This is a genomic window from Actinophytocola sediminis (assembly GCF_054779715.1).
This window is the reverse complement of sequence record NZ_BAAGXS010000001.1, coordinates 124,321-146,070: the sequence shown is the minus strand read 5'-3', so window position 1 is coordinate 146,070 and position 21,750 is coordinate 124,321. Positions and strand designations below refer to the sequence as shown.

Here is a 21,750-nt window from a genome sequence, read left to right as displayed (position 1 = left end):
AGCTGATCCCGAGCTTGCGGAAGATGTTGCGCAGGTGGGTGTCGACGGTGCGGGGGCTGATGAACAGCCGGCCAGCGACCTCCTTGGACGTCGCGCCGGTGGCGACCAGCCGCGCGATGTGCAGCTCCTGCATGGTGAGCTGGTCACGGGCGTGGCCGGAGCGGCCGCGCGCGGTCTCGCCGGTGGCGCGCAGCCCGTCGGCCGCCCGCCGGGCGAAGGCCTCGAGCCCGGCCCCGGACAGCAGCTCGTGCGCGGTTCGCAGGTGGGGCCGGCAGTCCTGCCGGCGGCCCTGGCGGCGCAGCCACTCCCCGTACAGCAGGTGGGCCCTGGCCCGGTAGGGCAGCAGCGGGCTGTCGGCGAGGTGGTCGATGGCTTCCCGGTAGTCGTCCTCCTCGCCGGTCACCATGGCCCGCGCGTAGGCCGCGATGCCCAGGCCGGACGGGGTCCCGCTGGCGGCGGTGCGTTCGGTCAGCGACGCCAGCGCGGCGACCGCGGCGTCGTGCTCGCCGCACCGCACGGCCGCCTCCACCAGCTCCGGCAGGGCGATGCCGGCGATGAACAGGTCGCCGTGCGCGGCGGCCCGCCGGGCGGCGGCCAGTGCCGCCGGATACTCGGCCAGGCCGTTGTGCAGCACGGCGCCCGCCCAGTGCACGTTGGCGACCAGCTGTCCCATGTCGCCGGCCATCGCCGTGACCGACTCGAACAGCGCGGTCGCCGCGCCGCGCCGGCCGCGCGCCGCGGCCAGCGGCAGCCGGTGGTAGATGGTCGGCGCCCCACCGACCGCGTCGGCGATCGCCTCCTCCTCGGCGATCGCGGCCATCGCCCGGTCCAGGTCACCCATCAGCACCGCGGCGAGGGCGGACTGGGCCAGGCCCAGCCGCAGGACCAGCGGTGAGCCGGACTCGCGGCCGCTCTTGAGCAGCCACTCGGTGATCGTCGCGTGGGTGTGCGGGTCCCACAGCTCGGCGGCCAGCGAGCTGGCGAGCGCGGGATGCCCGGTCCACAGCGGGCCGGCCGGGCCGTCCAGCGCCTCGCGGATCAGCGGCACCGCCGCGCGGTGCCCGTCCGCGTACAGCGTGGTCAGCGCGTCCAGGACGTCCGGGGCGTGCGGCGGCGAGGACGCCGCCTCGGCCAGCACCCGGTCCATCACCCCGGTCGCGCGCCCGACGAGCAGGCTCATCTCGAGTGCTTCCAGGTAGCACTCGCGGGAGCGCTCGGGGTCCAGCGGCGCGAGCCGGCGCGCGGCGCGCAGCATGAACGTTGGACCGTCGTGGTCGCCGACCCGGACGAACGCGATCCGGCCCCGCAGCAGGTCGGCCTCCGCCAGCTGGTGCTCGTCCAGACCCGCGCCCTCGGTGGTGGTGAGCAGGTCGGCGGCCCGGTCGGCGGCGCCGGCGTCGAGGTGTGCGCGCGCGGCCGCGAAGGTCCGTTCGATCCGGCCGGCCGGGTCCATGGTCAGCTCCGCCGCGCGTTCGAGAAAGGCGGCCGCGGCCACGACGCCGCCCCGCGCCTGGGCGCGGGAGGCCGAGCGCGCCAGCTCGGCGGCGACGTCGTCGTCGGGGACGGCGGCGGCCTGGGCGCGGTGCCAGGCACGCCGGTCCGGGTCGGTGACCGGGTCGGTGACCTCGGCGAGCACCCGGTGCGCCAGCCTGCGCTCGCCGGCCTCGGCGGCCTCGTAGGCCGCGGTCCGCGCCAGCGGGTGGAAGAAGCGCACGCGGGTGCCGAACTCGACCAGCCCGGTGGCCGCCGCAGCCGCGCCGACGGTCGGCACGTCGAGGTCGAGGCGCTGCGCGGCGGGCCACAGCAGCCCGGGGTCACCGGTCGGGTCGGCACTGGCGATGGTGAGCAGCCGCCGCGCCGCGGCCGGCAGGCCGGCCAGCGTGGCCTGGAACTCGCGCTCGACCCTGGTGGGCGCCGAGGTGGTCTCCGGCGGGGCGAACCCGCCCGCCCTCGGCAGGGCGAGCAGGGCAAGCGGGTTGCCCCTGGACTCGGCCACGAGCCGGTCACGCACCTGCTCGTCGAGCGTCTCGTGGCTCTGCGCGGCCAGCAGCGCCCGCGCGTCCGCGTCCCGCAGCCCGTCGATGGTCAGGCTCGGCAGGACGTTCAGCTCGCCCACCCCGCCTGGCGTGCGGACGGCGAGCACCATGGCGATCGGCTCGATGGAGATTCGCCTGGCGAGGAACGTCATGGCCGCCGACGAGGCCGCGTCCAGCCACTGCGCGTCGTCGACTATGCACAGCACCGGATGTTCCTGGGCCGCCGCGGCCAGCAGCCCCAGTGCCGCCAGGCCGATCCGGAGCACGTCGGGCACCCCGGTCGCCAGCCCGAACGCGACCTCGAGCGCCTGGCGGTGCCCGGCGGGCAGGTCGTCGAGGTGGGCGAGCATCGGGAGGCAGAGCTGGTGCAGCGCGGCGAAGGGCAGCTCCGCCTCGATCTGCGACCCGGACGCGTGCACCACCCGGAACCCGGCAGCGGCCCGTTCGGCGTGCGCCAGCAGCGAGCTCTTGCCGATCCCCGCCTCGCCCCGCAGGACCAGGGCACCGCCGTGGCCCTCCCGCACCGCGCCGGTCAGCTCGTCCAGGCACCGCGTCTCGTGCTGCCGGCCGAGCAGTGGACCGCGAACGGGAGCCAACGTGCGCACGGCGCATACGGTAGCGAGACGGGAAAGAGGCTCCCGGGGAGGTTCAGCTGGCGGGAGTTTCGACGGTGGTCTTGAGGTCCTGTAGCCACAGGTCCAGGCCGCCACCGAGCATGTCGGCCACGGCGTCGTAGTCCGCGCCCTTCAGCGACCTCAGCAGCTCGGCGTCCCAGGACTCCTCGGTGTACACGTGGGTGCCCTCGGCGGTCTCGGTGAAGATCCACAGGTGGACTCCCATGTCGATGGTCATCGCCTTGCCGACCGCGGGTCCCTGCCAGATCACGCACTTGCCGGGCTCCAGCTGCTGGACGCTGGAGGTGATCGTCAGGGTGTCGGCCTTGGTGTACGGCGAGGCGGGCACCGGGGTGGTCCACCGGAACTGCGAGGTGGCGGAGAGAGCGCCGGGGTCGAGCCGCTCGATGGTCGTGATCGCGCGCTGCCACGTGGTCCAGCTCTCCACGTCGGTCTGCACGTCCCAGACCCGCTGGAGGGACGCGTCGATCACGATCTCGGACGAACGGGTGACCGCCGCCTCGTGGTCGATGCTGGTCCCACCGCACTCCTTGTCCGTGACCTGCTCGGTCGGCGCGGACGACGTGGTGGTGGGGGTGCCGATGTCCGTGGCGCCCGCGCTCTGGTCCTCGCCGTCGGATCCACAGCCGGCGGCCGCGATGGCCACGCCGACGGCCGCGGCGGCGAGCTTCATGACGGAGCGGCGTGGCGACCTGGAGACATACATAGGTGTCCTCGATGTTGTGTTCGATGTGGGGCCGCTCACCCGAATGGCGAGCGGAAAGGTCAGGAGTGGTGGTGCTGCGGCACGACGCCGACCTGCTCGCCATCGCCGAGGACGACGAACTGACCCATCATCCCGTTGTCCTCGTGCTGCAGCAGGTGGCAGTGGTACATGTACGGGATGTTGGGGTCGGTGTGGTCGCGGAAGCGCAGCGCCAGCCGGTAGCGCTTCCCCTGCAGCAGCAGGATGGTGTCCTTCCACCCGCGCAGCACCGGTTCCGGCGCCTCGCCGTCCACGGTCAACACCTGGAACTGCACGTCGTGCACGTGGAAGTTGTGCAGGAAACCGTTGTCGTTGACCACTTCCCAGACTTCGACGGTGTTCTCCCTTACCCCGAAGTCGATGCGGTCCATCGCCATCGCCTTGCCGTTGATCTGGTCCGAGGCGAGCGTGAAGGCGCGTTCCTCGGCGACCCGCTCGCCGGCGAGATCCGGTTCCGCGCCGAGTACCGCGGGGATCTCGGTGTCCTCGGCCAGGGTGTCCCCGGCGCGGAACTGGCAGATGTCGAGCACGTCGTCGAAGCCGTCGAGCCTGCCCAGTGTGCCGCCGTGCTCGGAGGGGTAGGAGCGCAGTTCGACCTGCTCCCCCGCCTCGAAGGCCACCACGATCTCGGCGCGCTCCCCCGGCGAGAGGTACAGCCGGTCGGTCCGCCACGGCTCGGCCAGCAGACCGCCGTCCGTGGCGACCACCGAGAACTCGCGGTTGTCGGCGAAGCCGAAGTTGTACAGCCGCGCGTTGGACCCGTTCAGCAGCCGCAGCCGCACGAGCTTCGTGCTGACCTCGACGTACGGGCCCATCGTGCCGTTGACCAGGATCTCGTCCCCGATCACGCCGAGCGAGCCGCCGAGCGGGACCGGCTGGTCGAACTGGTTGTCGCCGTCGAAGGCCCGGTCCTGGACGATCATCGGGAGGTCGTCGACGCCGTACTCCGACGGCAGGTTCAGCGCCTCGGCCTCCTCGTCGTCGACGATGAACAACCCGGTCAGGCCCCGGTAGGTGTGGTCGGCGGTCGAGCCGTGCACATGCGGGTGGTACCACAGCGTCGCGGCCGGCTGGTCGACCGTCCACTGTGGCTGCCAGGTCTCCCCGGCCGGGACGATCTGGTGCGGGCCACCGTCCATCACCGCCGGCAGGTGCATGCCGTGCCAGTGCAGCGAGGTGTCCTGGTCCAGACCGTTGCGCACGGCGAACTCGACCCGCTCGCCCCGCCGGACGCGGATGGTCGGGCCGAGGTAGGTGCCGTTCACCCCCCAGGTCTGGGTGGCCGGCCCGTCCTTGAACCGGGTCTCGCCCGCCTGGAGGTCGAGCGCGAACACCCGGGCGCCGGACGCGCCGCCGGTTGACTCGGCCAGTGGCGGAATCAGCAAGGGGTTGTCGAAGGCGATCTCGCCGACGGTGTCCTGCTTCGCCGCGGCGAAGTAGATCCCGTAGCCACCGCCGCCGGCGACGACCACGCCCCCAAGTCCGATCCCGATGCCCTTTAACAAAGTACGACGTCTCACGGGAGCTACGTTCCCGCGGCGGGCGGCGTCATCGCGTCGGCGAAAACTACGTAGATCCGGGTCCGGCCGGTGCGTAGGCACCGCCGGCGGGACTCCGATGTGGACAGTGACCCCGGGCCGCGTCTCCACCGTAAGGCCACTTCAGACACAGGGCAACGAAAATGACCCGACTGGCGGAGTGCCGCCGCCGTCGCTGTGGCGAGCGTTACAGACCCGCCACTGTCGCACCATCTACGCTGTTGCCACTATGTGGCATCAGCTGTTGTCGGCGACGGAGCAGGTGGACGCCGACGACGACCTGGGGCATGCCGCGCGGCGGCGGTCGACCGCGTGGTGGATCGGCGGCCTGTCGGCCGGGTTGCTGGTGACCATGGTGCTCGCGGTGGGCCTTGGCGCGGTGGCGATCTCCCCCACCACGGTCGCGCGGATCGTGGGCCACCACCTCGCCGGCTGGCCGGCGGAGGTGGACTGGACCGCCGCGCAGGACTCGATCGTCTGGCGGGTCCGGCTGCCACGGGTGGTCCTCGGCGCGCTGGTGGGCGCCGGTCTGGCCGTCTGTGGCGTGGCGCTGCAGGCCATGGTCCGCAACCTGTTGGCCGACCCGTACCTGCTCGGCGTCACCTCCGGCGCGTCCACCGGCGCGGCGGCGGCCATCCTCTTCGGCCTTGGCGCGGGGTTCGGCGAGAACGCGTTGTCGGTCAGCGCGTTCCTCGGCGCGCTCGGCGCGTCGGTCGCGGTGTTCCTGGTGGCCAGGGCGGGTGGCCGGATCACGTCGCTGCGCCTGCTGATGGCCGGCGTCGCGGTCGGCTACGCGCTCTACGCGGCCACCAGCTTCCTGATCTTCGCCGCCGACTCGGCCGAGGGCGCACGGTCGGTGATGTTCTGGCTGCTCGGCTCGCTCGGCCTGGCCAGGTGGTCACTGCCGCTGGCCGTCGTCGCCGTGGTGGTCTGCCTGACGGTCGTCGTGCTGATGGTCTGGGGGCGCAGGCTGGACGCGTTGGCCATCGGCGACGAGACCGCGCACACCCTCGGCGTGCCGCCGACCCGGTTCCGCGTGTGGCTGCTGGTGTTGGTGTCGCTGTGTGTCGGCTCGGTCGTCGCGGCCTCGGGCGGCATCGGGTTCGTCGGCCTGGTCATCCCGCACGTCGCCCGCCGGTTCATCGGCGCGGCGCACGGCCGGGTCGTCCCGGTGGCCGCGCTGGTCGGCGCGATCTTCCTGGTGTGGGCCGATGTCGCCGCGCGCACGCTGCTGGAGCCGCGTGAGTTGCCCATCGGCATCATCACCGCGCTCGTCGGCGCGCCGTTCCTGCTGATCCTCGTCCGGCGCTTCCACGCGGCCAGTACCTGACCCTCGAACACCCCAAGGAGTCCCATGTTTCCCAGGCGCGGACCGCGGATCCTGACGCCACTGCTGATGCTGATCCTGCTGGCCTCCGCCTGCGCCACCACCGACAGCGCGGGCGCGGCCGACACCCCGGCGGTTGGCGCCGACGGCCACACCCAGTACCCGTTGACCGTGCGGAACTGCGGCGTCGACGTGGCGTTCGCCGAGCCGCCGGAACGGATCGCGTTGCTGGAGAGCGCGCCGGTCACGATCCTGCACGCGCTGGGCGTACTCGACACGGCCGTGCTGCGGGCGGGCGCGTTCCCCGAGGAGTACTACGACGCGGAGACCAACACGGCGATCGCCGGCATCGAGTCGCTCGGCGAGGATCTCGACGAGAGCGGGCACCTGCAGATCTCACAGGAGGCCATCATCGCCCAGCAACCGGAGTTGGTGCTGGGCCTGCCCGACGGCATCTCCCGGGAGAGCCTGGCGGCCTCGGACATCAAGGCGCTGATGCAGCCGGTGTCCTGCCCCGACGGCGTGGACGCGACCACCTTCGACGACATCTACGAGCAGGTCGAGCTCTACGGCCGGATCTTCGACCGCAACGAGCGGGCCGCGACGCTGGTCACCGACCTGCGTGCACGCGTCGGTGAGGTCGAGGCGTCGGCCAAGGGGCAGCCGGAGCGCACCGCCGCCGTGCTGTTCCCCACCGTCGGCGGCGGCAGCGGCTACGCCTACGGCAACCGGAGCATGGCCCACCCACAGCTGGCGGCGGCCGGCTTCACGAACGTCTTCGGCGACATCGACGAGCGGGTCTTCGAGGTGACCACCGAGCGGCTCATCGCCGCCGACCCCGACGTGCTGGTGCTGCTCCACGTCGACGGCGACCCCGCCCAGGTGCGCGCCGCGGTCGACAGCCTGCCGGGCGCGGAAAGCCTCCGGGCCCTGCGCGACGACGCGGTCCTGGTCCAGCTGTTCAACTTCACCGAACCGCCGACGCCGCTGTCGGTGGACGGGCTGGCGCGCATCACCGAACGCTTCGGCGCCGGCCAGTGATCACCGCCGAGGGCGTCTCGTTCACCTACGGTCGCGCCCTGGTCCTCGACGAGGTCCAGCTGACCGTCGAGCCGGGTCAGGTCGTCGGGCTGATCGGCCCGAACGGCAGCGGCAAGACCACGTTGCTGCGCACGCTCTACGCCGCGCTGAGCCCGCGCGCCGGCCTGGTCACGCTGGACGAGACACCGATCGGCGAGCTCAGGGCACGCGAGTTGGCCAGGAGGCTGTCGGTGGTCGCGCAGGAGGGCGCCGGCGAGCTGCCGCTGACGGTGGCCGACATCGTGCTGCTCGGCCGCGCGCCACACCTGACAACCTTTCAGCGCCCCGGCGGCGAGGACCACCGCATCGCCGCGGCCGCGCTGGCCAGGGTCGGCGTCCGGCAGCTGGCCGACCGGGTGTTCGCCGGGCTGTCCGGCGGGGAGAAGCAGCGCGTGCTCATCGCCAGGGCGCTCGCGCAGCAGGCCGACCACCTGCTGCTCGACGAGCCGACCAACCACCTGGACATCCGCTACCAGCACGAGGTGCTGCACCTGGTCCGCCACCTGGGCGTCACGACCGTGGTGGTGCTGCACGACCTCAACCTCGCCGCCCGCTACTGCGACGAGCTCGTCCTGCTCGACGCCGGCCGGGTCGCCGCCACCGGCACCCCCGACGAGGTCCTGACGCCGGCGGTGCTGGAGCCGGTGTACGGCATCGGCGTCCAGCGCATCGCCACCGACGACGGCCTCCAACTGCTGTTCCGCCCCCTCGACTCCAGGAGAGCCCCCGCATGACCGACCGCACCCTGGCCGCGCAGGACAGCATCAACCGGTACTGGTCGCGGCGCGCGGACTCCTACGACGCCCACCAGGTCAGGCAGATCGAGAACCCGGCCATCCGCGCCGGCTGGACCGCGGTGTGGCGTCGGGCGTTGCCGGCCCCGCCCGCCAGGGTGCTCGACGTCGGCACCGGGACCGGGCACGTCTCCCTGCTGCTGGCCGGCCTCGGCTACGACGTCGTCGGCATCGACCTCGCCGAGGGGATGCTCGCCAGGGCCCGCGCGAAGGCCGCGGTGTCGCCGAACCCGCCCGAGCTGCGGCTCGGCGACGCCGTCGCGCCGGACTTTCCCGCCGGCAGCTTCGATGTCGTCACCAGCCGGTATGTGCTGTGGACGCTGCGGATGACCGAGCAGGCGGTGCGGAACTGGCGGGCGCTGCTCACGCCGGGCGGGCTGCTCGCCGCCGTCGACAGCACCTGGTTCCCGGCCGGCGGCGCCGAGCGGACGTCGTCGTTCACGGAGACCTACGACTCCGACGTGCTGTCCGTGCTGCCACTGGCCGAGGCCACCAGCATCGAGGCGACCGCCGAGTTGGTCCGGGACGCGGGCTTCACCGACGTCACGGTCACGCCGCTGGCGGAGATCCTCGACCTCGACCGCCGCTTCGGCGTCGCCGACGGCCACGAGGTCCAGCCGCAGTTCCTCATCACCGGCCGCGCGGTGGGCGCGGCTACTTGATGCCGGTCGTGGCGATTCCCCTTACCAGGTAACGCTGACCGATCAGGAAGGCCAGGAACACCGGCAGCAGCGTCACCACCGACATGGCGAACAGTGAACCCCAGGAGGTGCCGGTGGTCGCGTCGATGAAGGTGCGCAGGGCCACCGGCACCGTGTACATCTCCGGGTCGGTCAGGAAGATCAGCTGGCTGAAGAAGTCGTTCCAGGTCCAGATGAACGTGAAGATCGCGGTGGTCGCGAGGGCGGGGGTCATCAGGGGCAGGATCACCCGCAGGAAGATGCCCGCCCGGCCGCAGCCGTCGATCCTGGCAGCGTCGTCGAGCTCGCGCGGGATGCCGCGGATGAACTGCACCATCAGGAACACGAAGAACGCGTCGGTGGCCAACAGCTTCGGCACGATCAGCGGCAGGAACGTGTTCACCCAGTCCAGCTGCGAGAACATCACGTACTGCGGCACGATCACCACGTGGATCGGCAGCATGATCGTCATCAGCATGATGGCGAACAGCATCTTCTTGCCGCGGAACTCCAGGCGGGCGAACGCGTAGGCCGCCATCGAGCAGGACACCAGGTTGCCGACGATCGCGCCGAGGACGACGATCGCGGAGTTGACCAGGTACCGGCTGAACGGGTGGGCCAGCGCGTCCCAGCCGGTCGGATAGTTGCTCAGGTCCAGGTTGTCCAGCAACAGTCCGGGCGAGCGGAAGATCTCGTCGCTGGGGCGCAGCGAGCTGATCACCATCCAGATCACCGGATACAGCATCAGCGCGGCCGCGGCGAGCAGGGCCAGGTGTTTGAGCGCCGAGCGCACCGGGCGGGTCCTAGTCCTCATAGAACACCCAGAACCTGGCGAACAAGAAGTTCACCGCGGTGAAGACCGCGACGATCACCAGCAGGAACCACGCCATCGCCGATGCGTACCCCATGTCGAAGTTCCCGAAGCCGCGGCTGTACAGGTACAACGTGTAGAACATCGTCGAGTCCGACGGTCCGCCGGTCCCGCCGGACACCACGAACGCCTGGGTGAACGACTGGAACGCGTGGATGATCTGCAGCACCAGGTTGAAGAAGATGATCGGGGTCAGCAGTGGCAGTGTGATGCTCCGGAACCGGCGCAGCGCACCGGCGCCGTCCACCGCGGCCGCCTCGTAGTACATCCGGGGGATCTGCCGCAGCCCGGCGAGGAAGATCACCATCGGCGCGCCGAACGTCCAGACATTGAGGACGATCAAAGTGGACAGTGCGGAGCTCGGGTCGGAGATCCAACCCCTGCCCTCGATGCCGAACAGGCCGAGCACCTGGTTGACCAGTCCGTCGGCGCCGAAGATCTGGCGCCACAGGATGGCGATCGCCACGCTCGACCCGAGCAGCGACGGCAGGTAGAAGATCGAGCGGTAGAACGCCATCCCGCGCACGCCGCGGTCGAGCACCACCGCGAGCAGCAGCGCCAGCGCCAGCTGCGCGGGCACCGACACCAGCACATAGGTGAAGGTCACCCGCAGGGAGTTGTGCAGCCGCTCGTCGGCCACCATCCTGGCGAAGTTGTCGAACCCGACCCATTCCGGTGCCTGCAACAGGTTGTAGTCGGTGAAGCCGAGATACAGCGACGCCCCCATCGGCCCGATCGTGATCAGCAGCAGCCCGAGCAGCCACGGCGTCAAGAACAGGTAGGCGGTGAGGTTGTCCTTCCGTTCGCCGCTCGGTCGCCGCCTACCGAGCCTGCTCAGCTCGGTAACCACGGAACCGCTCCGCCAGCGGTCATGCCGCCCCGTCGATCTCTGCCTGCAGCTCGGCGATGAACGACGTGGCCGCCTGCTCCGGCGTCAACTGTCCATACAGGACCTGCTCGGAATGTCGTTGCAGGATCTCCTCGATGTTGCTCGCGCCGTTGGGCGTCAGCCGCGGCGGGCCGGCCACCGCCATCTCCTCGAGGTAGGTCACCGCCGCCTGGTCCGGCGCGGCCAGTTCGGCAGACACCGACTGCCGGATCTGGTCGCTGGACGGGACACCGCGGTCGGTCAGCATGATGCCCGCGGCCTCCTCGCTGGTGGTGAGGAAGTCGACGAACAGCGCCGCCTCGGCGGGATGCTCGCTGCGGGAGGAGACCGTCCAGTACATCGACGGCTTGTGGTAGCCGCCTGCCCGCGCCGACTCCCCCGGGAGCTTGAGCAACCGCAGATCGCTGCCGCTGGCCGCGGTCAGCGAGGTGAGCTGGGTGTTCCACCAGGTGCCGAACACCGACGTGTTGGTGGCCGTGCCGGACTGGTCAAGACCGGCGTTCTGCCGCTCGACGGTCACCGCCGGGGAGGGCGCGACGCCATCGGCGGCCAGGTCCGCGAGATAGGTCCAGAAGTCGGCGAGCACCTCGGGGGCGATCGCCACGTTGCCCTCGTCGTCGTACAGGGACTCGCCTGCCTGCCTGGCCCAGATCTGCACGCCGCCGGTGTCGAAGCCCCAGGACTGCACGCCGGTGACCTTCCCGCCGCCGGCCGCCGAGACCCGCGCGCCGATCGACTTGAGGTCCTCCCAGGTCCAGGTGTCGTCGTCGGGCATCGGAATCCCGTACTGCGCCAACAGATCGGCGTTGACCACGATCGAGTAGGCGGTCAGGCCGGCCGGCACGGCGTACAGCGTCTCGTCGACCTCGCCGGTCGCGAGCACGTCGTCGTCGAAGGTGCTCGGGTCCAGGTGCTTGCTGACCGTGCCGAGGTCGAGCAGGGCGCCGCGTTCGGCGTAGGAGGCCAGGTACAGCTCGTCCATCTGGATGACGTCGGGCGCGTCGTTGGCCGCGACCGTGGTCGCCAGGCTGTCCCAGTAGGTGGTCCACTCCTTGAACTCGCCCTTGATGGTGATGTTCGGGTACTCGTCCTCGAACAGGTCGATCACCTGCTGGGTTCGCTGGTGTCGCTCGTCGGAACCCCACCAGGTGGCGCGGATGGTGACGGGTTCGTCGGACAGCTCGGCGTTCTCCGGCGCGGTGCCCCCGCAGGCCGACAGCGCGAGGCCGGCCGCCACGGTGAGCGCCACCGCCCGGCGGGGACGGCGTTGTCCAGGTCGTCGCACCATGGTTTCCTTCCGTGTCAGTGAATCCGTGGCAGGGAAAAGGTCATGACGGCCGTCCGGGAGTCCAGAACTCGGGCACCGGGACGCTGGCCCAGTCGGTGTCGGACGCGAGGTAGAAGCCGGGGTAGGACGGCTGGTTGTAGACCGTCTGCTGGCGCGCCACCTCGGCCCGGTACTGCTGGTCGTGCATGAGCGTGTACATCTTCCGGTCGGTCACCTCGGTGCTCAGGTAGATCCGCACCGCGGTGCTGTCCTCGGTGCGCACCACCAACTCCTCGCGCCAGTCGCCGAGGATGTCGGCGACCAGGCTCGGGTTGCCCTTGGTGTGGTTGTTGGTGAGCGTGCCGGTCGCGGTCAGCAGCGTGCCGCGCCGCCAGTCGTCGATGGTCGGGGTCTCGGTGGTCTCCGCGTCGGCGCCGTTGACGATCTGGGTGGTCATGTCCGCGGCCCACCGGATGCTCTGGTTCGTTCCGGGTGTCTCGGCGCCGAGCAGCCGGCCGTCGGCGGTGTACAGCCCGGCGTCGTCGGAGGCGCCCTGTTCTGCCTGGGAGGACCAGGTTTCCAGGCCCGGCTCCTCGGGCACCACGTCGCCGACCATGCCCCGGCCGGTGTCCACACCGGAGTACGCGCCGTAGAGCACCTCGCCGGTCGCCGCGTCGCGCAGCGTGTGGCCGTAGGGTGCCGAGCGCGCGCCCTCGTGCACCATGTGGATCTCCAGGCCGGGGCGGTTCGGGTCGATGTCGGTCACGTGCAGCGCGTCGCCGTGGCCGATCCGGTCGAGCAGGCCGGGATTGTTGCTGCCGGGCGGCAGCACGGCGAACGAGCTGTACCGCAGGCTGCCGTCGTGGTCGATCGTGGCGCCGCCGTAGACGATCTCCTGTTTGCGGTCACCGTCCACATCGGCCACCGACAGCGAGTGGCCGCCCTGGGTGGTGATCGTGCCGAACTCGGGGTCCAGGCCGTCCTTGTTGTGCACCGGGTAGTTGAACGGGTTGGTCATCGGCACCCAGTCGCTGTCGACGTACCAGTTCTCCCTGAGCCGCTTGCCGGTCCAGGTGTAGGCCACGAGCGTGGTCCTGGTGTAGACGCCGCGGGCGAACACCGCGGCCGGGCGGCGGCCGTCCAGGTAGGCCACGGTGGCGAGGAACCGGTCGACCCGGTTGGCCGGCTCGATCCTCGGCAGGGCGTAGTCGCCCCACATCAGGCCGTCGTCGTGGCGTGCTGGCTTGTACCGGATGGTCTGCAGCTCCCGGCCGGAGGCGCCGTCGAACACCGTCAGGTACTCCGGACCGTCCACAATGAACCCCTCGAACTCCCGGAGCAGGTTGCGGGAGCTGCGGCTCGGGGCGTAGACGTCGATGAAGTGGTCGGCGAGTGCCTCGGCGTCGGCGCGGGCGAGCGGATAGGCGAAGCGCGGCTCGATGCCGAAGGCCTCCTCCAGGGTCGCCGGCCAGTTCCCGGCCACGACCTCCGGGTGTTCGTGCCAGCCGAGGAACAGCTCGACGACGTGCCGGTAGTAGCCATCGGCGCTGAGCCGGTAGTCGTCGTGGTGGGTGTGGCCCGCGCGGAGGTCCGCCTTCGGCATGGTGATGTACCGCTCGGCGGCGACCGTGCCGTTCTCGCGGTAGGTGGTGACCCTGGTGCCGGGCGCGGTCTTGAACATCATCTCCGCGCGGCCGTCGCCGTCGAAGTCGTAGACCAGGAACTGGGTGTAGTGCGCCCCGGCCCGGATGTTGACGCCGAGGTCGATGCGGTGGCGCAGGGTGCCGTCCAGTTCGTAGGTGTCGAGGTACACCGGACCGGTGTAGCCGCGCTGGGAGACGTCCTTCTGGTTGGTCGGGTCCCATTTGACGACGTACTCGTACTGGCCGTCGCCGTCCACGTCGCCGACGCTCATGTCGTTGGCCCGGTAGGTGTACGGCTCACCGGCCGGGGTGACCCCGCCGTCGGGCCGGCGCAGCGGCAGGTCGTGGTACCCGGCCGACCACGGCGACACCTCCGCGCCGGCGCGGTGGTCGCCGCCGGTGGCGGTCACCCGGTAGGTGGCCGCCGGCGAGCCGTCGCGGTCGAGGTAGTTGGTGCTGTCGGTGACCGTCGCGATCCGCCGCCCGTCCCGGTGGACGTGGAAGTCCACACCCGCCATGCCGGTGGCGGTGTGCCCGGTGACCTCGTCGCCGAGCAGTCGCCAGCTGAGGAACACGCCGTCCTCGGTGGTGGCGGCGACCAGGCCGCGGTCCAGGTGCTCGAGTTGGGGGCCGTGCCGGCCGTGGTCCGGGGGCGCGGCCGTGGCCGCGCCGGTGAGCAGGGCCGTTGTCGTCACGACCGCGGCCGCGCCGGCCACCAGTCGACGGACTCCGCTACGACACCTCATGGCGACACCTCATCGCGAGCCACGGTAAGCGCTTTCCTGAAAATGAAACGTTTCGAGGGCGCCTTCGCAAGGGAAGTTAGGACCGGGCGCGATCCATTGTCAAGACATCCACGGCGACCTGGGCCGACGTCGCCATTTCCGCGCGCAGGAGGACGCCATAATCCACACACTGCGCACAATTGTCCACACGTTTTCCGCTAGGCGCATGCCCCGAATGGGTCGCTCGAGACGGTGAGCGTCCCGAACGACCCATTCAGGGCATTGGCCGGCGCCGGGTCAGCTGCACACGTTCATGCTCGTGTTGTTCAGCGTGAGGCCGCGGAACACCGTGTTGTTGCCGCAGGGGCTTTCCTGGATCGAGTTGTTGGTCACCGTCATGTTCTGGATGTAGATGTCGGAGTTGTTGGCGAACTCCGTGCGCGCGGCGAGCCTGATGCCGCCGCCACCGGAGATGGTGCCGCTCTGCCCGGCGATGGTGACGTTGTAGCAGTTCTCGACCAGGATCGCGTTGTTGCCGGTGTTCGCGATGTCGACCCGGTCGACGACCAGCCCGCCGCTCTCCGAGACACAGAAGATGCCCCGGCCGCCGCCCCGCGCCCGCACCAGGCCGACCCGGACGTTGGTGGGATAGCTGTTGTTGATCCGGCCGTTGCGGTTGGCCACCCGGAACGCGGCGTACCCGGTGCCGGTGCCCGCGTTCTCCGCGTCCACCGTGCCGACCGTCGCGTTGATCGTGTCGTTCAGCAGCAGGCCGGAGTCGCGCGTGTTGCGCGCGGTGACCGTGCCGATGTTCAGCCCGTCCACGCCGTAGGTCTCCACGCCGTGGGTGCCGGAGCCGGAGACGTACACGTTGTCGATCCGGATGTTGCGGCTGCGCACGCTGGTGTCGCCGCGGTTGTCGATGCGGATGCCGAGACCGCCCGACAGCCGCATGTCGATCTGGCCGAGCACGACGTTGGTGACGTTGCGCATGAAGACGCCGTACAGCGGGGCGCCGGTCAGGTACAGGTGCTGCACCTCGACGTCGGTGGTGCCCCGCGAGTAGACCGGCGCCTGGTCGCCGGAGCCGGAGCCGGTCACGTTGATCGTGCCGCACGAGTCCAGCACGGTGTAGCTGGGCAACGAGATCCGCGATCCGGCACTGATGGTCCCGCCCTGCCAGACCACGACCCGCTCCTTGCTGGTGCGCCCGGCGGTGAGGCTGCTCACCGCCGCCTGCACGGCCGCGCGCATGTCGGTTCCGGTGTAGACGGTCGTGCCGCCGCGGCGGGCGGTCCAGGTGCTGCCGTTCAGGTACGCCTCGGCGTGGAACGTCCCGGCGCCGCAGTCCGCCGCGATGCCGGGCTCGGCGGGAGCGGGAGCGGGAGCGGGGGCGGGAGCGGGGGCGGCGGCCGCGGCGTGCGGCAGGCTGACCAGCGCGCCCACCATCGCCGCGATCAGGATGCCCGCCTTCATACTTCGTCGATTGTGCGCCATTGCACGAACCTTTCTCGGGTAGGGGTCGAATCAGTGTCGAATCAATGTCGAAGCGCTTCGAACCCGTTTCGACAATGTGCCCGTCCAGTTGTTCCTGATTTCGCGCGGCAACCCCCGCCGATTGCCAGACCGAAGATCAATCCGTTGAAACGGTTCAACAGAGTAACGGGAATATTACGCCGAGTAGACACAATCAGGCAACCGGACGCCGGGAATTCGGGTGGTCGACCGTGGTATACCGTCTGTTGATCCGCATGGTCGTCAGGTTCTTGGAGGAGTGGTGGGCAACGGTCGATCAACCCCTGCCGTGCCGGGGCAGCGGGCGACCAGGCAGCGGGCCGCGGTGGCGAGCCTGCTCGAGCAGATCGACGAGTTCCGGTCGGCCCAGGAGCTGCACGAGAAGCTCCGGGCAGGCGGCGCGGACATCGGGCTGACGACCGTGTACCGCACCCTCCAGTCGCTGGCCGACGCCGGCGAGATCGACATGCTGCGCATCGACAGCGGTGAGGCGGTCTACCGCCGCTGCTCCGAGCGCCACCACCATCACCTGGTCTGCCACGCCTGCGGGCACACCGTCGAGGTCGCCGGCCCGGCGGTGGAGCGCTGGACGCGACAAGTCGCCGAGGAGCACGGCTTCACCGACGTCAGCCACACCGTCGAGGTGTTCGGCACCTGCGCGTCCTGCGAGGCCGGCCCGATGCGATGAAGGCGTCCTTCAGCGCACTAACCCGGGGCCGGGGCGCGGTTCCAGTTCATGCGTGACCAGGGCAGCGTCAGGTCGTCCAGTGTGGACACCGTGACCGGGGCGAGGTCGCGGATCGGGACCGCGTCCCGGTGGTGGGCGAACACGGCGTCGACGTAGCGGTGTCCGGTGTCGGCCGCGATGAACAGGGTCGTGCGGTCCGCTCGGTGGCGGCGTTCCCAGTGCGCGGCGAGGTAGGCCGCCCCGGTGGAGAGCCCGGCGAACACGGCGTGCTCGCGCAGCAGGTCGATCGTGCCGGCGAGCGCGGCGGTGAACCCGGTCCAGTGCATGGTGTCGTAGCGGGTGTGGTCGACGTTGCCGAACGGGATGGAACTGCCGATGCCGGCGATGATGATGTCCGGATCGGCGACGTGCTGGCTGCCGAAGGTGACGCTGCCGAACGGCTGCACCCCGACCAGCGCCACGTCCGCTGATCGCTGGCGCAGATAGCCCGCCAGCGCCCCGGTCGACGCGCCGGAGCCGACGCCGCCGACGATGGTCAGCGGCCCGGCGCCGAGTTCGTCGCCGACCCGCTCGGCCACGGCGCGGTAGCCGAGGTAGTGGATGTCGTCGTGGTACTGCCGCATCCAGTGGTAGCCGGGGTTGTCGCGGAGGATCTCCTGGATGCGTTCGACCCGTCGGCTCTGGTCGAGCTTGAGGCTCGTGGAGGGCGCCATCTGCTCCAGGTGCGCGCCGAAGACCGCGAGCTGGGCCCGTAATGTCTCGTCCACGGTGGTGGAGCCGACGATGTGGCACCGCATCCCGTACCGGTGGCAGGCCAGCGCGAGCGCGTAGGCGTAGATGCCGCTGGAGGAGTCCAACAGCGTGTCGCCGGGACGCACCGCGCCGGTGTCGAGCAGGTGCTCCACGGCGGCCAGCGCGGAGACCACCTTCATGGACTCGAACCGCAGGCAGACAAACCGGTCGCCGAGCTCGACGAGATCCGGTCTGCTGATCGCCTCCGCGATGTGACGGTCCACTGTGTACTCTCCGATCGGCCGGTGCGAAAGATTCGGGTGACCGGGATGTCCCGGCTCGCCAGCGCGCGCAGGCAGTGCCACAACCGCCGGCCGAGGTCGGCCGCCGCCGGGTCGAACAGCAGGCCGGCGACGTTGCCGCTGTGCGCGACCTGCACCCCGGCCGCACCGGACCGCGCGCCGATCGCCTCCAGCGCGGCGAACTCGCCCTTGGGCAGGACGCGCTGGTTGCGCCGCGCGCTCTCGGTGCTGACCTGGCCGAGCAGCGCGAGATCCGCGTCGGCGACCGCGCGGCGCAGCACGGCGCGCAGCCGTTCGAAGTCCCGCAGGTCCTCGTCGCGGTAGGCGCGCGGCGGGATCCGCAACGTGTCCACCGGGCGGCCGCCGCCGGTCAGACAGCTGACCACGACGGCGGGCGGCAGGGCCTCGCCGAGGTCCTCGATGACCCGCCCCTCCCGGTGGGCGAACAGCGAGGGCCGGCCGTCGAACATGAGCGGGTCGCTGGCGTGCTCGGCCCGCACCGCCAACTCCGCCAACGTGTTGGGCGGCAGCGCCACCGCGAAGCTCGCCGCCACCGCGCGCACGGTGGCGACGACGTCGCCGGTCGAGGAGCCCATGCCCAGTCCCGTCGGGATGTCGTTGTGCAGCCGCAGCCGGCCGCCGCCGCGCGGCCCGCTGGTCAGCCGGGCGCATTCGGTGATCGCCAGCGCGGCGGCCCTGGCGGCCTTCACCCGGTCCGGCGGGCTCACCACGACCTCGTCACCGGGCCCCGGGGTGAACTCGGCGCGCACACCGGGACCGGACATCGGCAGGGTGACCAGGCCGGGACAGGGCTGTCCCACCCCGTCCAGGAAGACACCCTGCAGAATCTCGCCGTGGTGACACGATGCGTGGCCGACGCCGACGATCATGCCGGCGACTCCGCGCGGTAGCGGTAGAGCGTCGTCTCCTCGGCGCTGAACTGGGAGAACGGGAACGGCTCCGCCGACAGCGCGCGCACCCCGTCGCCGAGGAACGCCCGCGCCACCGCGCTGCCGGTCTGCGCGTACACGATCAGCGGCACGGCCCGTTCCCGGCAGCGGCGCAGGATCTCGTCGAACGTGCCGTTGCCGATGGTCATGCCCGTGGCCACGACCGCGTCGGCGTGCTCGATCACCTCGGCCGCCGACTCGGCCACGACCTCTCCCCACTGTGTGGTGCGCAGGTTGAGGTCGCACGGCAGCGGCACGCCGCCCCGCTCGCGAATGGCGGCGACCAACGGATTCACCACGCCGATGAGCGCGACCTTCGCGCCCGGCGCGATGTCCAGCAGGCCGGCGACGGCCGCGTCCCTGGCCAGCGCGCGCACCTCGGGTGTGCCGGCGGGCAGGCGCACCGCCTCCGCGCCAGGGGCGTCCCGGTGGGGCTGGAGTTCGGCGAGATAGGCGTCCAGCGCGCAGATCCGCAGCGGGAGCGGCCCGGCGCGCAGCAGGTCGGCGAGTGTGCTGCCGGACGCTTCGCGGCAGATGTCCTGGTCGATCTCCCCCGCCTCGAACGCGCACGCGCCGAACGACTGTCCACATCGGACAAGCAGGTACTGGTTGCGATAGGTGGTGTTCCCGCCGGCCAGCCGGGTGCCGTGGTGCAGCCAGAACACGCTGGTGGCCACCAGGTCCGCCGGCGGGGTGCCGTGTTCACCGGCGAGCACGGCGCCAATGAGCCGCTCGACGCTCATGTGGTGTCACCGCGGCGGAAGCCGAAGAGGTAGGTGAGCACGCCGTCCTGCCAGTCGTGCCGCAAGCGCACCTGTGGCACGAAGCCGTGGTCGACCGCGCTGCCGACGATGGCCCGCAGATCCGCGGTGTTCGACGCGATGAGGACCACCTCGCCGCCCGGCGCCAGCAGGTCGCGCTCGACGAGCTGGGCGAAGAACCGCGCCAGCAGCGGCGCGCCCACGCACACGTTGCGCACGACATCGGGGTCGTCACTGACGGTCTGGCTCACCGCCGGCGGGTTGAACGTGATCACGTCGAGCTGGCGGCCGGCGGGGAACCCGTCGAACACGTCCGCGACGACCGGCACGAACGTGGCGTCGTCCCGGTGGCCGACCAGGCGCTGGTAGTGCCGCGCGGCGGTGTCCACGCTGCCGGCGTGCACGTCGACCGCGTAGATCTCCCGCGCGCCGACGAGGCCGGCCACCACCGCCTCCACGCCGAGCCCGACACCCATGGCCGCGTACCGGCGCCCCCGCACCGGGATGTCGCCGTCCAGCAGCCGCTGGTGGATCATGCGGCTCGTCTCGCCTGGCAGGAACACCCCGGGCGGCACGTCGAAGGTCCACCCGTTCCACTCGTAGGTCCGTGCGCTGTGCGGGTCGGCCTTCGGCCGGTTGAGCGCGATGATCCGCTCAGCCGGCAACGGCGGGGGCAACTGGTCGATCAACAAGTCCACAGAGGACTCCTCCGGTGCGCGACGACAACTGGTGCGGCATCGACTATCCGGGGCCATACTACGAATGAAAACCATTATCGTCTAGTCTGAGCGTCGCGGACCAAGGGCAACAGGCAGGAACGGAGGCTTCTGGGTGACGTCGTCGACCAGCACCGAGCGGGAAACCGCCCGGCGATCAGTCCTGCGGGACGCGGGTTTCGTCCGGCTGTGGCTGGGTTCCACGGCATCCGGACTGGCGACCTGGGCGTTGCCGTTCATCCTGGGACTCGGCGTGCTCACCCGCGAACTGAGCGCGGCGGGCCTGGGGGTGGTGCTCGCCGCCCGCACCGTGGGGTTCCTGCTCGCGGTGCCGGTCAGCGGCGTGCTCGCCGACCGGCACTCCCGCCGGAGCGTCGTGCTGGTGGCCGGGCTCGCGGCGGCGGCCGGCGCGCCGGTGATCGCACTGGGCCTCGGCCGGTCCGTGCCGCTCATGGCGGCCGCGGCGATCGTGGTCGGCGCCGGTCAGGGCGCGTGCCGGCCCGCGTTCCAGGCACTGGTCGCCGAGATCGTCGAACCGGCCAGCCGGCAGACGGCCAACGCGGCGATGGCGCTGTCGGTGCGGGTCATCACGCTCAGCGCGCCCGCCGTGACCGCGCTGCTCGCCACCGTGCTCAGCACGTCCGCGCTGCTGGTCGGCACCGGGCTGGTCTGGCTGTGCGCGGCGCTGTTGCCCCCGCCCGGCCGGTACGCGACGGCCACGGACGCCCCGCGGGCGTCCTTGTTCCGCGAGTTCGCCGACGGGGTGGCCGAGGCCCGGCGGCACCCGTGGTTCCTCGCCGGGCTGTGCGCGCTCACCACCGTGATCGCCACCGGCTACTCCGCGACGGCGGTGGTGCTCCCGCTGGTCAGCCGGGACCGCTACGGCACCCAGGCCGTGCTCGCCGCGGCGCTGACCGCCTACACCGTCGGCGCGCTGCTCGGCGCGCTCGTGGTCGCCCGCTGGCGGCCCAGGGCCCAGGGCTGGGCCGCGCTGGCCGCCCTGTCCTGCTACGGACTCGCGCCGCTGGCGCTGCTGCTGCCCGTGCACTGGGTGGTGGTCGTGGCCGCCTACGTCGTCGCCGGGCTGGGCATCGAGCTGTTCAACGTGCCGTGGTTCACCGCCATCCAGCGCGAGGTCGAGCCGGACAAGCTCGCCCGGGTCTCCTCCCTTGACTTCCTGCTGTCCTACGGCCTGGCCCCCGCCGGGCTGGCCCTCATCGTGCCGGCCATCGACGCGTTCGGGGTGACCGCCGTGCTTGGCGCCTGCGCGGTCGCGTGCTTCGCCGTCCCCGTCGCCGCCATGGTCGCGCCGACGACCCGCCACTTCGGCCGACCCTGACTACACTTCGACCGGGACGGACGCGTGGACGAACGGAGACATTCGGTTGGCGAGCTGGGGCGATCTTGTGGCGTACATGCGGAACAGCTATGACGTGATCCGCTACGAACCGGACGAGGTGCGCATCCGGGTCTCGTTCGCCAAGGACGACGAGGACATCCTCGGCCGCCGGCAGATCATGGTCGTCGCGCACGAGATCCTCGACCAGCAGGAGGACTGGGTCCAGATCGCCACCCCGTTCGCCCGGCTCGACCAGGTCGACCTGCGCGAGGTGCTCGCCGAGGTCGGCGACACCATCGTCGTCGGTGGCGTCGCGCTCATGGGCGACTACGTGGTGCTGCGCCACTCACTGCCGCTGGTCAACCTCGACATCAACGAGTTCACCGACCCGCTGGACCTGGTCGCCTCCGGCGCCGAACAACTGGAACGCCGCTTCACCGGCCGCGACGACTACTAGCCCTGAATGCCCCATTCGGGACGTTGAACGTCACCAATGCCTCATTCAGGGCATTGCGGG

The 21,750-nt window shown here is 71.1% G+C and carries 19 protein-coding genes; 7 read left to right on the top strand and 12 right to left on the bottom strand.

The genetic code is table 11. The features are described from left to right. From ACYVIP_RS00690 to ACYVIP_RS00680, 3 genes are all read right to left on the bottom strand, one after another. Positions 1 to 2,641, bottom strand: a 2,641-nt coding sequence (locus ACYVIP_RS00690) for an AAA family ATPase (RefSeq protein ID WP_460390803.1), incomplete at its 3' end; no start/stop codon positions are given. 43 nt (positions 2,642 to 2,684) lie between these two features. Further along, entirely contained in the window at positions 2,685 to 3,344 is a 660-nt protein-coding gene (locus ACYVIP_RS00685) for an SRPBCC family protein (protein WP_460390801.1), read from the bottom strand. A gap of 92 nt (positions 3,345 to 3,436) precedes the next feature. Next, the gene (locus ACYVIP_RS00680) at positions 3,437 to 4,936 is read right to left on the bottom strand and encodes a multicopper oxidase family protein (protein ID WP_460390799.1); all 1,500 of its coding nucleotides are present in this window, start codon (positions 4,934 to 4,936) and stop codon (positions 3,437 to 3,439) included. Between the two features lie 262 nt (positions 4,937 to 5,198). On the opposite strand from ACYVIP_RS00680, the gene ACYVIP_RS00675 reads away from it, so the two are divergent. Genes ACYVIP_RS00675 through ACYVIP_RS00660 form a run of 4 tightly spaced genes read left to right on the top strand, consistent with a single transcriptional unit; the run spans position 5,199 to position 8,817 of the window. Then, complete coding sequence (locus ACYVIP_RS00675) at positions 5,199 to 6,284, top strand: FecCD family ABC transporter permease (protein ID WP_460390797.1); 1,086 nt, start codon at positions 5,199 to 5,201, stop codon at positions 6,282 to 6,284. A 24-nt stretch (positions 6,285 to 6,308) separates the two neighbouring features. Beyond that, positions 6,309 to 7,322, top strand: coding sequence for an ABC transporter substrate-binding protein (locus ACYVIP_RS00670; protein ID WP_460390795.1), 1,014 nt, complete (start codon positions 6,309 to 6,311; stop codon positions 7,320 to 7,322). Next, the gene (locus ACYVIP_RS00665) at positions 7,319 to 8,095 is read left to right on the top strand and encodes an ABC transporter ATP-binding protein (protein ID WP_460390793.1); all 777 of its coding nucleotides are present in this window, start codon (positions 7,319 to 7,321) and stop codon (positions 8,093 to 8,095) included. Before ACYVIP_RS00670 ends, ACYVIP_RS00665 begins: the two co-directional genes overlap by 4 nt. Next, positions 8,092 to 8,817: a class I SAM-dependent methyltransferase gene (locus ACYVIP_RS00660; protein ID WP_460390791.1), complete on the top strand. Its 726-nt coding sequence runs from the start codon at positions 8,092 to 8,094 to the stop codon at positions 8,815 to 8,817. The genes ACYVIP_RS00665 and ACYVIP_RS00660 overlap by 4 nt, the downstream gene beginning before the upstream one ends. On the opposite strand, the gene ACYVIP_RS00655 is transcribed toward ACYVIP_RS00660, so the two are convergent. The 5 genes from ACYVIP_RS00655 to ACYVIP_RS00635 all read right to left on the bottom strand — a co-directional run bounded on the left by ACYVIP_RS00655 (position 8,810) and on the right by ACYVIP_RS00635 (position 15,706). Further along, complete coding sequence (locus ACYVIP_RS00655) at positions 8,810 to 9,649, bottom strand: carbohydrate ABC transporter permease (protein ID WP_460390789.1); 840 nt, start codon at positions 9,647 to 9,649, stop codon at positions 8,810 to 8,812. The two genes, ACYVIP_RS00660 and ACYVIP_RS00655, sit on opposite strands and share 8 nt — an antisense overlap. Further along, a complete protein-coding gene (locus tag ACYVIP_RS00650; protein ID WP_460390787.1) occupies positions 9,639 to 10,556 on the bottom strand; it encodes a carbohydrate ABC transporter permease in 918 nt (305 codons plus the stop codon). Before ACYVIP_RS00650 ends, ACYVIP_RS00655 begins: the two co-directional genes overlap by 11 nt. A 19-nt stretch (positions 10,557 to 10,575) precedes the next feature. Next, positions 10,576 to 11,883 carry an ABC transporter substrate-binding protein gene (locus ACYVIP_RS00645; protein WP_460390785.1) on the bottom strand — a complete coding sequence of 436 codons (1,308 nt, stop codon included), beginning with the start codon at positions 11,881 to 11,883 and terminating at the stop codon, positions 10,576 to 10,578. A gap of 40 nt (positions 11,884 to 11,923) precedes the next feature. Then, positions 11,924 to 14,251: a rhamnogalacturonan lyase gene (locus ACYVIP_RS00640; RefSeq protein ID WP_460390783.1), complete on the bottom strand. Its 2,328-nt coding sequence runs from the start codon at positions 14,249 to 14,251 to the stop codon at positions 11,924 to 11,926. A 276-nt stretch (positions 14,252 to 14,527) separates the two neighbouring features. Continuing rightward, positions 14,528 to 15,706 carry a hypothetical protein gene (locus ACYVIP_RS00635; protein ID WP_460390781.1) on the bottom strand — a complete coding sequence of 393 codons (1,179 nt, stop codon included), beginning with the start codon at positions 15,704 to 15,706 and terminating at the stop codon, positions 14,528 to 14,530. Positions 15,707 to 16,034: 328 nt separating this feature from the next. On the opposite strand from ACYVIP_RS00635, the gene ACYVIP_RS00630 reads away from it, so the two are divergent. Next, positions 16,035 to 16,433 carry a Fur family transcriptional regulator gene (locus ACYVIP_RS00630; RefSeq protein WP_460390779.1) on the top strand — a complete coding sequence of 133 codons (399 nt, stop codon included), beginning with the start codon at positions 16,035 to 16,037 and terminating at the stop codon, positions 16,431 to 16,433. Positions 16,434 to 16,450: 17 nt separating this feature from the next. On the opposite strand, the gene ACYVIP_RS00625 is transcribed toward ACYVIP_RS00630, so the two are convergent. The 4 genes from ACYVIP_RS00625 to ACYVIP_RS00610 are packed head-to-tail and all read right to left on the bottom strand — an operon-like array spanning position 16,451 to position 19,876. Beyond that, positions 16,451 to 17,449 (bottom strand): pyridoxal-phosphate dependent enzyme, encoded by a 999-nt coding sequence (locus tag ACYVIP_RS00625; RefSeq protein WP_460390777.1) that lies wholly within the window; start codon positions 17,447 to 17,449, stop codon positions 16,451 to 16,453. Next, positions 17,362 to 18,357, bottom strand: a complete 996-nt coding sequence (locus ACYVIP_RS00620) for a GHMP family kinase ATP-binding protein (protein ID WP_460390775.1) — start codon at positions 18,355 to 18,357, stop codon at positions 17,362 to 17,364. The genes ACYVIP_RS00625 and ACYVIP_RS00620 overlap by 88 nt, the downstream gene beginning before the upstream one ends. Continuing rightward, entirely contained in the window at positions 18,354 to 19,160 is an 807-nt protein-coding gene (locus tag ACYVIP_RS00615; protein ID WP_460390773.1) for a Rossmann-like domain-containing protein, read from the bottom strand. Before ACYVIP_RS00615 ends, ACYVIP_RS00620 begins: the two co-directional genes overlap by 4 nt. Then, positions 19,157 to 19,876 (bottom strand): class I SAM-dependent methyltransferase, encoded by a 720-nt coding sequence (locus ACYVIP_RS00610; protein ID WP_460390771.1) that lies wholly within the window; start codon positions 19,874 to 19,876, stop codon positions 19,157 to 19,159. The genes ACYVIP_RS00615 and ACYVIP_RS00610 overlap by 4 nt, the downstream gene beginning before the upstream one ends. Before the next feature lie 133 nt (positions 19,877 to 20,009). On the opposite strand from ACYVIP_RS00610, the gene ACYVIP_RS00605 reads away from it, so the two are divergent. After that, positions 20,010 to 21,233: an MFS transporter gene (locus ACYVIP_RS00605; protein ID WP_460390769.1), complete on the top strand. Its 1,224-nt coding sequence runs from the start codon at positions 20,010 to 20,012 to the stop codon at positions 21,231 to 21,233. A 46-nt stretch (positions 21,234 to 21,279) separates the two neighbouring features. Next, positions 21,280 to 21,690, top strand: coding sequence for a type III secretion system chaperone family protein (locus tag ACYVIP_RS00600; RefSeq protein WP_460390767.1), 411 nt, complete (start codon positions 21,280 to 21,282; stop codon positions 21,688 to 21,690). Positions 21,691 to 21,750 lie beyond the last annotated feature (60 nt).

What these genes read in the sequence shown, in the direction of transcription:
- ACYVIP_RS00615 (WP_460390773.1), bottom strand. Translation starts at nt 19,160, where the DNA reads ATGAGCGTCGAGCGGCTCATTGGCGCCGTGCTCGCCGGTGAACACGGC.
- ACYVIP_RS00620 (WP_460390775.1), bottom strand. Translation starts at nt 18,357, where the DNA reads ATGATCGTCGGCGTCGGCCACGCATCGTGTCACCACGGCGAGATTCTG.
- ACYVIP_RS00655 (WP_460390789.1), bottom strand. Translation starts at nt 9,649, where the DNA reads ATGAGGACTAGGACCCGCCCGGTGCGCTCGGCGCTCAAACACCTGGCC.
- ACYVIP_RS00635 (WP_460390781.1), bottom strand. Translation starts at nt 15,706, where the DNA reads ATGAAGGCGGGCATCCTGATCGCGGCGATGGTGGGCGCGCTGGTCAGC.
- ACYVIP_RS00670 (WP_460390795.1), top strand. Translation starts at nt 6,309, where the DNA reads ATGTTTCCCAGGCGCGGACCGCGGATCCTGACGCCACTGCTGATGCTG.
- ACYVIP_RS00640 (WP_460390783.1), bottom strand. Translation starts at nt 14,251, where the DNA reads ATGAGGTGTCGTAGCGGAGTCCGTCGACTGGTGGCCGGCGCGGCCGCG.
- ACYVIP_RS00645 (WP_460390785.1), bottom strand. Translation starts at nt 11,883, where the DNA reads ATGGTGCGACGACCTGGACAACGCCGTCCCCGCCGGGCGGTGGCGCTC.
- ACYVIP_RS00660 (WP_460390791.1), top strand. Translation starts at nt 8,092, where the DNA reads ATGACCGACCGCACCCTGGCCGCGCAGGACAGCATCAACCGGTACTGG.
- ACYVIP_RS00685 (WP_460390801.1), bottom strand. Translation starts at nt 3,344, where the DNA reads ATGAAGCTCGCCGCCGCGGCCGTCGGCGTGGCCATCGCGGCCGCCGGC.